The sequence below is a fragment of the Paracoccus pantotrophus genome, assembly GCF_008824185.1.
Taxonomy (GTDB): Bacteria; Pseudomonadota; Alphaproteobacteria; order Rhodobacterales; family Rhodobacteraceae; genus Paracoccus; species Paracoccus pantotrophus.
On the sequence record NZ_CP044423.1, the window covers coordinates 514230 to 527585 of the forward strand.

14 protein-coding genes are annotated in these 13356 nt (G+C 67.8%); 8 read left to right on the forward strand and 6 right to left on the reverse strand.

The genetic code is table 11. The features are described from left to right. Window positions 1–100 precede the first annotated feature (100 nt). The 3 genes from ESD82_RS02480 to ESD82_RS02490 all read right to left on the reverse strand — a co-directional run bounded on the left by ESD82_RS02480 (window position 101) and on the right by ESD82_RS02490 (window position 1447). Window positions 101–781: an NAD-dependent deacylase gene (locus ESD82_RS02480; RefSeq protein ID WP_024842532.1), complete on the reverse strand. Its 681-nt coding sequence runs from the start codon at window positions 779–781 to the stop codon at window positions 101–103. A 7-nt stretch (window positions 782–788) separates the two neighbouring features. Continuing rightward, entirely contained in the window at window positions 789–1094 is a 306-nt protein-coding gene (locus ESD82_RS02485) for a hypothetical protein (protein ID WP_024842533.1), read from the reverse strand. 167 nt (window positions 1095–1261) lie between these two features. Continuing rightward, a complete protein-coding gene (locus ESD82_RS02490; protein ID WP_024842534.1) occupies window positions 1262–1447 on the reverse strand; it encodes a heavy-metal-associated domain-containing protein in 186 nt (61 codons plus the stop codon). Between the two features lie 115 nt (window positions 1448–1562). On the opposite strand from ESD82_RS02490, the gene ESD82_RS02495 reads away from it, so the two are divergent. From ESD82_RS02495 to ESD82_RS02515, 5 genes are all read left to right on the forward strand, one after another. Next, entirely contained in the window at window positions 1563–2468 is a 906-nt protein-coding gene (locus tag ESD82_RS02495; protein ID WP_114669106.1) for a DMT family transporter, read from the forward strand. A 41-nt stretch (window positions 2469–2509) separates the two neighbouring features. Further along, window positions 2510–4309 carry a translation elongation factor 4 gene (gene lepA / locus ESD82_RS02500; protein WP_024842536.1) on the forward strand — a complete coding sequence of 600 codons (1800 nt, stop codon included), beginning with the start codon at window positions 2510–2512 and terminating at the stop codon, window positions 4307–4309. Between the two features lie 51 nt (window positions 4310–4360). Next, entirely contained in the window at window positions 4361–4864 is a 504-nt protein-coding gene (locus ESD82_RS02505; RefSeq protein ID WP_147429077.1) for a hypothetical protein, read from the forward strand. Further along, entirely contained in the window at window positions 4865–5293 is a 429-nt protein-coding gene (locus ESD82_RS02510) for a hypothetical protein (protein WP_024842538.1), read from the forward strand. Between the two features lie 130 nt (window positions 5294–5423). Next, window positions 5424–6857 carry an NAD-dependent succinate-semialdehyde dehydrogenase gene (locus ESD82_RS02515; RefSeq protein ID WP_147429076.1) on the forward strand — a complete coding sequence of 478 codons (1434 nt, stop codon included), beginning with the start codon at window positions 5424–5426 and terminating at the stop codon, window positions 6855–6857. A gap of 10 nt (window positions 6858–6867) precedes the next feature. On the opposite strand, the gene ESD82_RS02520 is transcribed toward ESD82_RS02515, so the two are convergent. Further along, a complete protein-coding gene (locus ESD82_RS02520) occupies window positions 6868–7446 on the reverse strand; it encodes a cupin domain-containing protein (RefSeq protein WP_024842540.1) in 579 nt (192 codons plus the stop codon). 143 nt (window positions 7447–7589) lie between these two features. Here ESD82_RS02520 and gabT point away from each other — a divergent pair, with 143 nt between their 5' ends. Beyond that, window positions 7590–8870, forward strand: coding sequence for a 4-aminobutyrate--2-oxoglutarate transaminase (gene gabT, locus ESD82_RS02525; protein WP_147429075.1), 1281 nt, complete (start codon window positions 7590–7592; stop codon window positions 8868–8870). 13 nt (window positions 8871–8883) lie between these two features. Here gabT and ESD82_RS02530 read toward each other — a convergent pair whose 3' ends face one another. After that, the gene (locus tag ESD82_RS02530; RefSeq protein WP_322789429.1) at window positions 8884–9792 is read right to left on the reverse strand and encodes a LysR family transcriptional regulator; all 909 of its coding nucleotides are present in this window, start codon (window positions 9790–9792) and stop codon (window positions 8884–8886) included. Between the two features lie 85 nt (window positions 9793–9877). Between ESD82_RS02530 and ESD82_RS02535 the strand changes: the two genes are divergently transcribed. Further along, entirely contained in the window at window positions 9878–11089 is a 1212-nt protein-coding gene (locus ESD82_RS02535) for an acyl-CoA dehydrogenase (RefSeq protein WP_024842543.1), read from the forward strand. Beyond that, window positions 11089–12234, forward strand: a complete 1146-nt coding sequence (locus tag ESD82_RS02540; RefSeq protein WP_147429199.1) for a CaiB/BaiF CoA transferase family protein — start codon at window positions 11089–11091, stop codon at window positions 12232–12234. The genes ESD82_RS02535 and ESD82_RS02540 overlap by 1 nt, the downstream gene beginning before the upstream one ends. 3 nt (window positions 12235–12237) lie before the next feature. Here the strand turns inward: ESD82_RS02540 and ESD82_RS02545 are convergent, their stop codons facing one another. Further along, a complete protein-coding gene (locus ESD82_RS02545) occupies window positions 12238–13194 on the reverse strand; it encodes an AraC-like ligand-binding domain-containing protein (protein ID WP_147429074.1) in 957 nt (318 codons plus the stop codon). Window positions 13195–13356 lie beyond the last annotated feature (162 nt).

The following is a 13356-nucleotide window of genomic DNA, read 5'->3' on the forward strand; positions in this document are numbered from 1 at the left end:
GGCCGGGGGGCTTTGCCCCCACGCCGCGCCGGCCCCTCGACGGGGCCGGCGCGGCGTTCCCCCAGGATATTTGCACAAGAAAGAAGCCGGAAGGCGGCGCCTAGGGGCAGAGCGCATCCACCCATTGCGGCACCACCTCGGTCGCGGCGCCGAGGCGGCGTTCGGCGAAGTCGCGGCTGACGGCCGAGGCAGCCAGGTTCAGCTCGATGGTATGGGCGCCGTTGCGGCGGGCGTGCTGGGCCAGGCCGGCGGCGGGATAGACTAGGCCCGATGTGCCGATGGCGGCAAAGAGCTCGGCGCTTTCGACCGCCTTCCAGATCCGCTCCATGTGATAGGGGATCTCGCCGAACCAGACGATGTCGGGCCGGGCCAGGGCCTTGCCGCAGGCCGGGCAGGGATCGGGCGGGCGCATCACCAGCGCCGCCGGCCAGCGGTGGCCGCAGCCGGCGCAGAGCGCGCCGAGCAGGCTGCCATGCATGTGGATCACCTCGGCCGAGCCGCCGCGCTCGTGCAGGTCGTCCACGTTCTGCGTGACCAGGGTTAGCTCGTGCCGTTGCGCCAGCCGCGCCAGAGCCCGATGCGCCGCGTTGGGCCGGGCGCGGGCGGCATCGGCGCGGCGCTGGTTGTAGAAGCGATGCACCAGCGCCGGGTCGCGCCGAAAGCCCTCGGGCGTGGCGACGTCCTCGATGCGGTGCTCTTCCCACAGCCCGTCGGTGGCACGGAACGTCCTGATTCCGCTTTCGGCCGAGATGCCTGCCCCCGTCAGCACGGTGATGCGCATCCCCGGCTCAGCGTGCGCAATAGGCCTCGGCCGCGGCGGCGAAATTCTTGTAGCGGGCCCAGAAGGCGTTGTCGGCATCGCTTTTCGACATGCGCACTTCTTGCGCCGCATCGGCGTCGCGGAAGAAGCGCGCCGCGCGGCGCTGGTCCGAGCGCGACAGCGTCTGGTCGGCGACCTGCTGGATGCAGCGACAGGCCTGGCCGTTGCGGGCGCCCCGCTCCGAACGGATGCAGGCGGAATCGATCGGGCCTGCCACGGCGAGCGGCGTGGTCAGCACCACCGCGGCGGCGGCGATCATCAATCGGTTGAACATCTCTGTCTCCTCGGCTCCTGCCACGGCAACGGGGCTGCGCACCCTCTTTCCGCCGCGCTCTTGTCCGGCGGAGCTTAGCAGAAGCCGCCCCTTGCCTCAATTGCGGCGGGGCGGCGCAGGGGGCCAAAGGATGGCGGCCGCGGGGGCGCGCGCCCCAAGATATGCGGTCAGGCCGGTTCGGGCGTATAGCCGGCGTCGCGAATCACCTCGGCCGCGCGGGCGGCATCCAGCCCCTCGACCGTGACGCTGCGGCTGGCGAGGTCGGTCGCGGCCCTGCCGCCCGCCTCGGCCACCGCCTTTTCGATGGCCGCCGTGCAATGGCCGCAGCTCATGTCCTCGACGCGGAATTTCATCGGCCCGTCCTTTCACCCGTTTTTCGTCTGGCCCGGCCTTTCGCTTGTCCGGGAAGCAGCCTATGATCGCGTCGCGGCGCCACGGGCGCAACTCCCCCTCATGAGGCTGCGACCAATGGTCACCGAAAACTTCCGTGGCGCGATCCTGATGGTCGTCTCGATGGTGCTGTTCGCCTTCGAGGACATGTTCATCAAGCTGCTTGCGGCCGAACTGCCCTATGCGCAGGTGCTGGCCCTGATCGGGCTTCTGGGCTTTCTTGCCTTTGGCGCCATGCTGAAGCTCAAGCGTGGGCGGCTGTTCACCCGCGACCTGGTCCGGCCCATCGTGCTGTTTCGCAACCTGGCCGAGGCGGTTGGCTCGATCGGCATCGTCGTGGCGCTGGCGCTGACCGAGCTGTCCTCAACCTCGGCGATCATGCAGGCGCTGCCCCTGGCCATCGTGCTGGGCGCGGCGCTGTTTCTGGGCGAGCCGGTCGGCTGGCGGCGCTGGAGCGCGATCATCGTCGGCTTCCTGGGCGTGCTCTTGGTGATCCGGCCGGGACTGGCGGGGTTCCAGCCGGTGTCGCTGATGGCGCTGCTGGCGGTGGTGGGGCTGGCGGCGCGCGACATCGCCACCCGCCGCGTGCCGGCGCATATCCATTCCGACCAGCTGGCCGCCTCGGCCTTCTTCGCCATCCTGATCGCCGCGGTGCTGATGGGGCTGGTGCTGGGGCAGGACTTCGTCCTGCCCAGCCCGCGGCAATGGCTGCTGTTGCTGGCCTGCATCACCCTGGGCGTCGGCGGCTATGCGCTGCTGGTCACCGCAACCCGCGTGGGCGAGGCCTCGGCGCTTGCCCCCTATCGCTATGCAAGGCTGGTCTTTGCCCTGATCCTGGCCTTCCTGGTCTTCGGCGAGCGTCCGGATGCGCTGACGCTGACCGGCGCCGCGATCATCGTCGGCTCGGGCTGCTACACCATGTGGCGCGAGGCCGCGCTGCGCCGCCGCCGGCTGCGCGAGGCCGGTTTCGTCACCGCCTCATGAACCCTCTTTCCGCAACGCCAAAGCCCTTGTATAGCCCGGCCATGACCGACCTTGACCTCATCCGCAATTTCTCGATCGTGGCCCATATCGACCACGGCAAATCCACCCTGGCCGACCGCCTGATCCAGCTGACGGGTACGGTCGCCGAACGCGACATGAAGGCCCAGCTGCTCGACAGCATGGATATCGAGCGCGAGCGGGGCATCACCATCAAGGCCAACACCGTGCGCATCGAATACCCCGCGCGAGACGGGCGGACCTATGTGCTGAACCTGATCGACACCCCCGGCCATGTCGACTTCGCCTATGAGGTCAGCCGGTCGATGCGCGCGGTCGAGGGCAGCCTGCTGGTCGTGGACGCGACGCAGGGGGTCGAGGCGCAGACCCTGGCCAATGTCTATCAGGCCATCGACGCCGGGCACGAGATCGTGCCGGTGCTGAACAAGATCGACCTGCCCGCCGCCGAGCCCGACCGCGTCAAGGAACAGATCGAGGACGTGATCGGCATCGACGCCCATGACGCCATCGAGATCTCGGCCAAGACCGGCCTTGGCATCCCCGAGGTGCTGGAGGCCATCGTCACCCGCCTGCCGGCCCCCAAGGGCGACCGCGACGCGCCCTTGAAGGCGATGCTGGTCGATTCGTGGTATGACCCCTATCTGGGCGTCGTGGTGATGATCCGGGTCATGGACGGGGTGATCCGCAAGGGCGACCGCATCCGCATGATGCAGACCAATGCCGTCTACGGCATCGACAAGCTCGCCGTGCTGCGGCCGCAGATGCAGGACATTGCCGAGCTGGGGCCGGGCGAGATCGGCGTTTTGACCGCCTCGATCAAGCAGGTGCGCGACACCCGCGTCGGCGACACCATCACGCATGAGCGCAAGGGCACCGACAAGCCGCTGCCGGGCTTCAAGCCGGCGCAGCCGGTGGTGTTCTGCGGCCTCTTTCCGGTCGATGCCAATGATTTCGAGGCGCTGCGCGACGCCATCGAGAAGCTGGCGCTGAACGATGCCAGCTTCTCCTACGAGATGGAGACCTCGGCCGCGCTGGGGTTCGGCTTCCGCTGCGGCTTCCTGGGCCTTCTGCACCTCGAGGTGATCCGCGACCGGCTGGAGCGCGAATACGACCTGGACCTGATCACCACCGCGCCCTCGGTGGTGTTCCGGCTGCACATGCGCGACGGCGAGGTGCGCGAGCTGCACAACCCCGCCGACATGCCCGACCTGACGCTGATCGACCATATCGAGGAGCCGCGCATCAAGGCCACGATCATGGTGCCCGACGAATACCTGGGCGACGTGCTGAAGCTTTGCCAGGACCGCCGCGGCATCCAGATGGACCTGACCTATGCCGGCAACCGGGCGATGGTGGTCTATGACCTGCCGCTGGCCGAGGTGGTCTTCGATTTCTACGACCGGCTGAAATCCGTGACCAAGGGCTATGCCAGCTTCGATTACCAGATCAGCGAATATCGCGAGGATTATCTGGTCAAGATGTCGATCCTGGTGAATGACGAGCCGGTGGACGCGCTGGCGATCATGGTCCACCGCGACCGTGCCGAAAGCCGCGGCCGGGCGATGGTGGAAAAGCTGAAGGAGCTGATTCCGCGCCACATGTTCAAGATCCCGATCCAGGCCGCCATCGGCAGCCGGGTGATCGCGCGCGAGACGCTTTCGGCGCTGCGCAAGGACGTGACGGCGAAATGCTATGGCGGCGATGCGACGCGCAAGAAGAAGCTCTTGGAAAAGCAAAAGGCCGGCAAGAAGAAGATGCGCCAGTTCGGCAAGGTCGAGATCCCGCAGACGGCATTCATCCAGGCATTGAAGATGGACGGATGACTCATCCCCCGGGTTGTGGCAGCATGGATTCGCGCCACATCGGGGAATGGTATGCGGGTTGCCTTCGTTTTACTGGCGGTTTCTTTCCTGGGCACGGGGGCCTTCGCCCAGGACGGAGACGATTTCGGCTTCCCGGTCCCGATTGATGTGCAGACCCGGCGGCAGTTGCTGAGCGAAGCTTTTCCGCAGGTCGATAACAGCCTGAAAAAGCTGGACAGCCTGATCAGGTATCGCCGGGATCTGGAGCTTTACCGAGTCACGCATCTTGAGGCGTTCAACGAGGCGATAGAGCAGATCTGCCGCGATCTGCTTATTGTCGAGGCCAGGGTGAGTGCGGCCGCCGGCAGGGGCGACCTTTCCCCGAACGAGAAAGGCAATTACGACCGCCGGATCGCCGAGGAACGCGGGCAATGTTCGGTCTCGAACAAGGCTTCCAGCCGGTATTATCGGCTTTACGATCAGTTCATGGGCATTTATCGCGACGAGGCCGCCAGTTCCAGGGATCGCCTGCATAGTTGCTATGCCAGCGATCCTTGCCGCCTGGGGCAGGGTTAGATGCTGCTGGACTGGAGCAACGTCGTCTCTCGGGCCCAGCTTTCGCTTTTCAATTTCCTTTTGGCGCTTTCGGACCTGCTGCCTGCCATATTCTTCGCGATCACCTTTCCGCTGGTCCTGCTGCTTTTCATCCGCTTCGATGAAGGGGAAAAGGTTCTCGCGCCGTTCGAACTGACATTCTTTTCCTTTATCGGGCTACTGGTCGCCTATCTGACCTATCTGAGCAAGGATACCTTGCTGGAAAACCTGCTGCCGTCCTTTGTCGTGATCCTGGCCTTCTTCTTTCAGCTGTTCGGTCGGACGAAATCCGGGGCAGAGGTGCCCCTGGGAACCAAGATGACGCTGGCGGCCGGGATCGTCACCGTCGGCTCGTTCATCATCGGCTCGCGCTTCTTCAACCTGTTGTTCGGCGGCGGCGGGGGAGGCTAGGGCCGGGCTCCGGCCGATGCGCAATCACGCAGAAAGTCTGCGTTCAGGATATTGAGCAATTGGATTGAAAACCGCCCGGCCTAGCCCTATGACCGGACCGGCCGACGGCCGATTCCAGCAGGGGGACAGGATGAGCTATCCGAACACGCAGCTTTTCATCGACGGAATCTGGCGTCCGGCGCAGGACGGGCGCAGCCTGCCGGTTCTGAACCCGGCCACCGGCGCCGAGATCGGCCGCGTCGCCCATGCCGGCCTCGCCGACCTGGATCAGGCGCTGGCCGCCGCCGACCGCGCCTTTGTGGAATGGCGGCGCAGTTCGCCGCTGCACCGCTCGGACCTGATGCGCAAGGCGGCGGCGCTCTTGCGCGAGCGCGCCGAGCCCATCGCCGCGCTGATGGTCGCCGAACAGGGCAAGCCGCTGGCCCAGGCGCGGACCGAGACCCTGGCCGGGGCCGAGATCATCGAATGGTTCGCCGAAGAGGCGCGCCGCAGCTATGGCCAGGTCATCCCGCCCCGCGTGCCGGGTGTCACCCAGCTGACGGTCAAGGAGCCGCTGGGCCCGGTCGCCGCCTTCACGCCGTGGAATTTCCCGATCAATCAGGCGGTTCGCAAGGTTTCCGCCGCGCTGGCGGCGGGCTGCACCATCATCGTCAAGGCGCCCGAGGAAACTCCGGCCTCGCCGGCCGAACTGATCCGCTGCTTTGCCGATGCCGGGGTGCCGGCGGGGGTGGTGAACCTGGTCTATGGCGACCCGGCCGAAATCTCGGGCTACCTGATCCCGCATCCGGTGATCCGCAAGGTGTCCTTCACCGGCTCGACGGCGGTGGGCAAGCAGCTGGCGGCGCTGGCGGGGCTGCACATGAAGCCGGGGACCATGGAGCTGGGCGGCCATGCGCCGGTACTGGTCTTCGACGATGCCGATGTCGATGCGGCGGTGGCGGCCATGGCGGCCGCGAAACTGCGCAATGCCGGGCAGGTCTGCATCTCGCCCACCCGCTTCCTGGTGCAAGAGGCGGTGGCAGACCGCTTCACCGAAGGTTTCACCGCCGCACTGGCCGCCGCCAAGGTCGGGCCGGGCATGGACCCGGACAGCGCCATGGGGCCGCTGGCGAATGAGCGCCGCATCCCCGCCATCGAGCGGCTGATCCGGGACGCGCTGGACCGCGGCGCGCGGCTGGCGACCGGCGGGGCGCGGATCGGCAACGAAGGCTGGTTCTTTGCCCCGACCGTGCTGACCGACGTGCCGGCGGATGCGGCGGTGATGAACGAGGAACCCTTCGGCCCCATCGCCGTGGTCAACCGGTTCAGCAGCGACGACGAGGCCTTTGCCGAGGCGAACCGGCTGCCCTATGGCCTGGCCAGCTATGCCTGGACGGGCAGTTCGGCCCGCGCGCAGCGGTTGCAGGATGAAATCCAGGCCGGAATGCTGACCATCAACCATATCGGCCTGTCGCTGCCGGAATTGCCCTTTGGCGGCATCGGCGATTCCGGCATGGGGACCGAGGGCGGTTCCGAGGCGATCGGCGCCTATCTGCAGACCCGCTTCGTCACCCGCAGGGGTTAGAAATCAGGGGCTAGAGATAGGGCGGGGTGCAGGCGCTGACCACCACCGCCTCGCGGTCCGAGATGTTGCGGAAGCGGTGCGGCTGGGTCGAGGCGAAGAGGTAGCTGTCGCCCGCCTTCAGCACCCGGCTCTGGTCGGCCACGATCAGCTCGATCTCGCCGGCGATGACGATGCCGCCCTCGCTGCCGTGATGGGCCAGCATGGTCTCGCCGGTATCGGCGCCCGGCTCATAGCGTTCGTGCAAGATTTGCAGGTTGTGCAGCCGCGCGTCGCCGACCTGGCGCAGGGTCATGCGCCCGACCGGCCCCTGCGCGGCGGAATAAAGCCGCGAGGTCAGGTCGCGCAACTCGGCCGGGGTGAAGAAGGGTTGCGGGCTTTGCGGCAGGTCGGGCTCGAAGAACTCGGACATGGTGACGCCCAGCCCGCCAAGGATCTTGCGCAGCGAGGCGACCGAGGGGCTGGAGCGCCCGGTCTCGATCATCGAGATCTGGCCATGCGGCACGCCCGAAGCCTCGGCCAGCTGCCGCTGCGACATGTTTGCCGCGCTGCGCAGCTCTTTCAGCCGCGCGCCCACGTCGAAATCGCTCATCCTTGCCCCGATGCCGTTTTGCGGCAGGTTAGCAGGGCCGGGGGTTGCGCACCAGTTCCGCATCCTGCCGCAGATCGAAGAAAGTCGTTGCTCAAAATATTGAGCATCGTGTAAGCCGATTCCATCAGCATGGAGGTCTGCACATGGAATCGAAGCAGTTGATCGAGCGGCGCAAGGCGGCGGTGGCGCGGGGTGTCGGCACGCGGGACATCTATGCCGTCCGGGCCGAGAATGCCGAGCTTTGGACCGCCGAGGGCCGGCGGATGCTGGATTTCGCCGCCGGCATCGCGGTGAACAACACCGGCCATCGCCATCCCAAGGTGATCGAGGCGGTCCAGCGCCAGATGCAGGACTTCACCCATACCTGCTTCCATGTCGCGCCCTATGAATCCTATGTCGCCCTGGCCGAGCGGCTGAACGCGCTGACCCCCGGCGATTTCGCGAAAAAGACCATGTTCGCCACCACCGGCGCCGAGGCGGTCGAGAATGCGGTGAAGATGGCGCGGGCCTTTACCGGGCGCTCGGGCGTGATCGCCTTCAACGGCGCCTTCCATGGCCGCACGCTTCTGGGCATGGCGCTGACCGGCAAGGTGGCGCCCTACAAGGCCGGTTTCGGCACCATGCCGCCCGAGATTCACCACGCGATCTTCCCCAACGCCATGGCGGGCGTGTCGGTCGCGCAGGCCGTCGCACATCTGGAGACGCTGCTGGCCTCGTCCATCGACCCCCGGCGGGTGGCGGCGATCATCGTCGAGCCGGTGCAGGGCGAGGGCGGCTTCAACGTCGCGCCGCCCGAGTTCCTGGCCGCGCTGCGCCGCATCTGCGACAGCCACGGCATCGTGCTGATCGGCGACGAGATCCAGGCCGGCATGGCCCGCACCGGCCGCATGTTCGGGTTCCAGCATTCCGGCGTCGCGCCCGACCTGGTGACCATGGCCAAAGGGCTGGCCGGGGGCTTTCCGCTGTCCGCCGTCACCGGCCGGGCCGAGATCGTGGACGCGCCCGCGCCGGGCGGGCTGGGCGGCACCTATGCCGGCAACCCGCTGGCCATCGCCGCCGCGCTGGCGGTGCTGGAGGTGATCGAGGACGAAGACCTTTGCGCCCGCGCCGAGGAAATCGGCTCGGCCATCCGCTCGCGCCTGCAAAAGCTGGCCGAACGCTTCTCGGCCATCGGCGACGTGCGCGGGCTTGGCGCGATGAACGCTTTCGAGCTGGTGCAGCCCGGCGACCGCAGCCAGCCCGACGCGCAACTGACCGCCGCCATCGTGGCCGAGGCCGAGGCGCGCGGGCTGATCCTGCTGTCCTGCGGCACGCGCTACAACGTCATCCGCCTGCTGCCGCCGCTGACCATCCCCGACGCGCAGCTGTCCGAGGCGCTGGCGATCCTGGAAGCGGCCATCGAGGCGGCGCTGGTCCCGGCCTGAAGGCGGGCGGCCCCTAACCCATGCCGTCCAGCGCCATGCGGGCGGCGAGCCAGTCGCGAAAGGCCGCCAGCGGCTTCAGCCCGGCCTTGCGCGCCGGCCAGGCCAGCCAATAGGCGCCGCTGCCCGGCACGCCCTGCCGAAGCACCGGCGCCAGCCGGCCCTCGGCGATCTCGACCCGGGCCAGGTAATCGGGCAGCAGCGCGATCCCCAGCCCCGAGATTGCCGCCTGGATCATCATCGAGAACTGGTCCATCATCATCCCGTCCAGCGGCGCCGGCGGCTCGGCGCCCTGGCCCCGGAACCATGCTTGCCAGGCGTCCGGGCGGGTCGGCAATTGCAGCAGCACCATTCCCGCCAGATCGGCGGGCGCCGTTACAGGCCGCCGGGCCAGAAGATCGGGCGAAGCGCAGGCGGTGAGGCGTTCATCGAACAGCTTCAGGTGCTCGGCCCGCGGCCAGTCGTCCCGGCCGTAAAAGATCATCGCGTCAAAGGGCTCTTCGTCGAAGTTGAAGCGACGGAAGCGGGTGGTCAGGTTGATCGAAACCCCCGGATGGGCCGACAGGAAATCCGGCAGCCGCGGCGCCAGCCAGCGCGTGGCAAAGGTCGGCAGCACGGCCAGGTCCAGGCTGCCGCCGTCGGGATTGGCGATCAGCGACATGCTGCCGCGCTGGATCAGGTCGAGCGCGGCGGAAATGTCGCGGAAATACCGCTCGGCCGCCTCGGTCGGGGTCAGGCGCTTCTTGTGGCGGATGAACAGCTCCTGCCCCAGCTGCGCCTCCAGGCTTTGCAGCAGCCGGCTGACCGTGCTTTGCGTCAGCCCCAGATCCTGCGCCGCGCCGGTGACCGAACCCGTGCGCATCACCGCATCGAAGGCCAGCAGCAGGCTGAGGTTCGGAAGAAAGCGCCTTTGCCGCAAGAACATTCACCCCATGCATGAAGTAATGAGGATTATCCATTTTCCGGCCCGGTTTGAAAGCGGTAATGAATGATCCGACAAGCATCAGCGCATGAGGCATGACGTGACGACGAAATCGCACAAGGGCAGCCCTTTCTCGTGGTCCGACCCGTTCCTGCTTGAGGATCAGCTGACCGAGGAAGAGCGGATGATCCGCGACACCGCCGCGGCCTTTGCCGCCGACCGGCTGGCGCCGCGCGTCGAGGCCGCCTATCTGAACGAGGAAACCGATCCCGAGATATTCCGCGAGATGGGTGCCTCGGGCCTGCTGGGCGTCACCGTGGACGAGGCCTATGGCGGCGTCGGCGCCTCTTACGTCGCCTATGGGCTGGTCGCGCGCGAGATCGAGCGCATCGATTCGGGCTATCGCTCGATGGCCTCGGTGCAAAGCTCGCTGGTGATGTTCCCGATCGAGGCCTATGGCAGCGAGGCGCAGAAGCAGAAATACCTGCCGAAACTGGCCTCGGGCGAGTTCATCGGCTGCTTCGGCCTGACCGAGCCGGACGCGGGCTCCGACCCCGCCGGGATGCGCACCGTGGCCCGCAAGACCCAGGGCGGCTATGTGCTGAACGGGTCCAAGATGTGGATCTCGAACGCGCCCATCGCCGATGTCTTCGTGGTCTGGGCCAAGTCCGAGGCGCATGGCGGCAAGGTGCGCGGCTTCGTGCTGGACAAGGGCACGCCCGGCCTTTCGGCGCCCAAGATCGAGGGCAAGCTGAGCCTGCGCGCCTCGATCACCGGCGAGATCGTGATGGAGAATGTCGAGGTTGGCGAGGACGCGCTGCTTCCGAATATCGAGGGCATGGGCGGTCCCTTCGGCTGTCTGAACCGCGCGCGCTATGGCATTTCCTGGGGCGCGATGGGCGCGGCCGAGGATTGCTGGTTCCGCGCCCGGCAATACGGGCTGGATCGCCACCAGTTCAACCGCCCGCTGGCCGCGACGCAGCTTTACCAGAAAAAGCTCGCCGACATGCAGACCGAGATCGCCCTGGGCCTGCAAGCCAGCCTGCGGGTCGGGCGGCTTTTCGACGAGGGCAAGTTCGCGCCCGAGATGATCTCCATCGTCAAGCGCAACAATTGCGGCAAGGCGCTGGAGATCGCCCGCCAGGCCCGCGACATGCATGGCGGCAACGGCATCCAGATCGGCTATCACGTCATGCGGCACGCGCAGAACCTGGAAACGGTGAACACCTATGAGGGCACGCATGACGTGCATGCGCTGATCCTGGGCCGGGCGCAGACCGGCATCCAGGCGTTCGCGTGATGGATCAGCCGGCGCTGAAGGGGCTGCGCGTCGTCGAACTGGCGCGCATCCTTGCCGGGCCGTGGATCGGCCAGACGCTGGCCGACCTGGGCGCCGAGGTGATCAAGGTCGAGGCGCCCGAGGGCGACGATACCCGCCGCTGGGGCCCGCCCTTCATCGAGCGGCCGCGCGCCGACGGGACCACCGAGCGGGTCGCGGCCTATTTCCACGCCGCCAACCGCGGTAAGCGTTCCGTCACCTGCGATTTCAACGATCCCGCCGACCTGGAGCGGTTGCGGGCGCTGATCGACCAGGCCGATGTGGTGATCGAGAATTTCAAGCTGGGGGGGCTGCGCAAGTTCGGGCTGGACTACCAGACGCTTTCGGCGCGCAATCCGCGGCTGGTCTATGCCTCGATCACCGGCTTCGGGCAGGACGGGCCGCGCGCGGTGCAGCCGGGCTATGATTTCCTGATCCAGGGCATGTCGGGCATCATGGACCTGACCGGCGATCCGCAGGGCGAGCCGCAGAAGGTCGGCGTCGCCTGGATCGACATCTTCACCGGGCTTTACGGGGTGATCGCCGTGCAGGCGGCGCTGGCCGAGCGGGCGCGTTCGGGCCTGGGCCAGCATCTGGACCTGTCGCTGCTGGATTGCGGGGTGGCGGTGCTGGCCAATCAGGCAACGAATTACCTGCTGGGCGGCGCGGTGCCGCATCGGCTGGGCAATGCGCATCCCAATATCGTGCCCTACCAGCTTTTCCCGGCTTCGGACGGGCATCTGATCATCGCCTGCGGCAATGATCGACAGTTCGCGGCGCTGTGCCGGGTTCTGGATCTGGCCGGTCTGGCGACCGACCCGGATTACGCCACCAACCCCGCCCGCGTGGCGAACCGCGCGCGGCTGGTGCCGCTTCTGGCCGATGCCACGTGCCGCTTTGCCCGCAGCGCGCTGATCGCCTTGCTGGAAGAGGCGGGCGTCCCCGCGGGCCCGGTCAACGACGTGGCCGAGGCCCTGGCCGAGCCGCAGGTGCAGGCCCGCGGCCTGCGCATCGCGCCCGAGGGCATCGCCGGGCTGCGCAGCCCGCTGCGCTTCTCGCGCAGCCCGCTGGTGACGGAACGCGCCGCCCCGGCGCTCGGCGAGGGCGACTGGCGCTTTCAGGGCTGAACCCTAGCCCTGCCGCCCCGCGCGGCAGGCGGCGCGATAGCCGCTGGGGGTCTGGCCGAACATGGCCCGGAACAGCCGCGAGAATTGCGCCTGGTCGCTGAAGCCGAAGCGATAGGCGACGGCGGCCAGGGACAGGTCGCCCGGCATCTGCAGCATGTCCCGCGCCGCCTTCAGCCGCGCCTCGCGGATGAATTGCGCCACCGTGGTCCCGGTATCGCCGAACAGGTCGTGCAGATAGCGTTTCGAGATGCCGCAGGCCGCCGCCACCGTCTCGGGCGACAGGGCCGGATCGGTCAGGCTGCGCAGGATCGCGTCCTGCGCGCGCTTCAGATGCGCGGCGCGGACCGCCGTGGCAGCGCCGCCGTCGGTTTCCGCCTGCCGGTCCAGCGCCAGCGCCAGCAACTCGATCAGGTGCCGGCCCAGCACGTCTGCCGCCGCGGAATCGGCGGGCAGGGCATGGGCGCGGCGCACCGTCTCGGCGAACAGGCCGCCCAGGCCCTCGCGCCCGTCGAAGACCGTGGCGCAAAGCCGGTCCGGCTGGCGCAGCCTTTCGGCCAGCGCGCTGCGGGCGATCTTCATCACCAACAGGTCGTTGCGCGCCTGATAGGCGAAGCGATAGGGCTCGTCGCCGCGCTCGACGATGAAGCCGCCGGGGGCGCAGGTGATGTCGCGGCCCAGCTGGCGAAACAGCACCGGCGCCAGGCTGGGAATGGTGACCAGGTATTCCTCGGCCTCGCCCTGCCGGATCAGGCCGGGCACCCGCTCATAGCGCGCCGGCTCGGTGCGCAGCCGCGACAGCGACACTTGCCCCATGCCGCGCCGTTCCAGCCGGCCCTGGAAGGTGGCGGGGTCGCGATAGCTCAGCTGCAGCGGAAAATAGGTATCCGCGATGATGGCCGACCAATGCGCCGCGCGCTCGGGCGGCGCGGCCGCGGCGGTGCTGTAGCTTTCCAGGGTCATGATGCGCCTCCCCGCATCGGTTCCGCGATTCGTAGCGCGCCGCGAGCAATCGGGCAAAAGAAAACGTGCGCGCGGGGCAGGCGCCAGATCCTGCCGCATGGATCGGCAGGGCTGCGCCCAGCGACAAGTTTCTCCGCACCCAGCGCCAAGACCGGGCGCCGC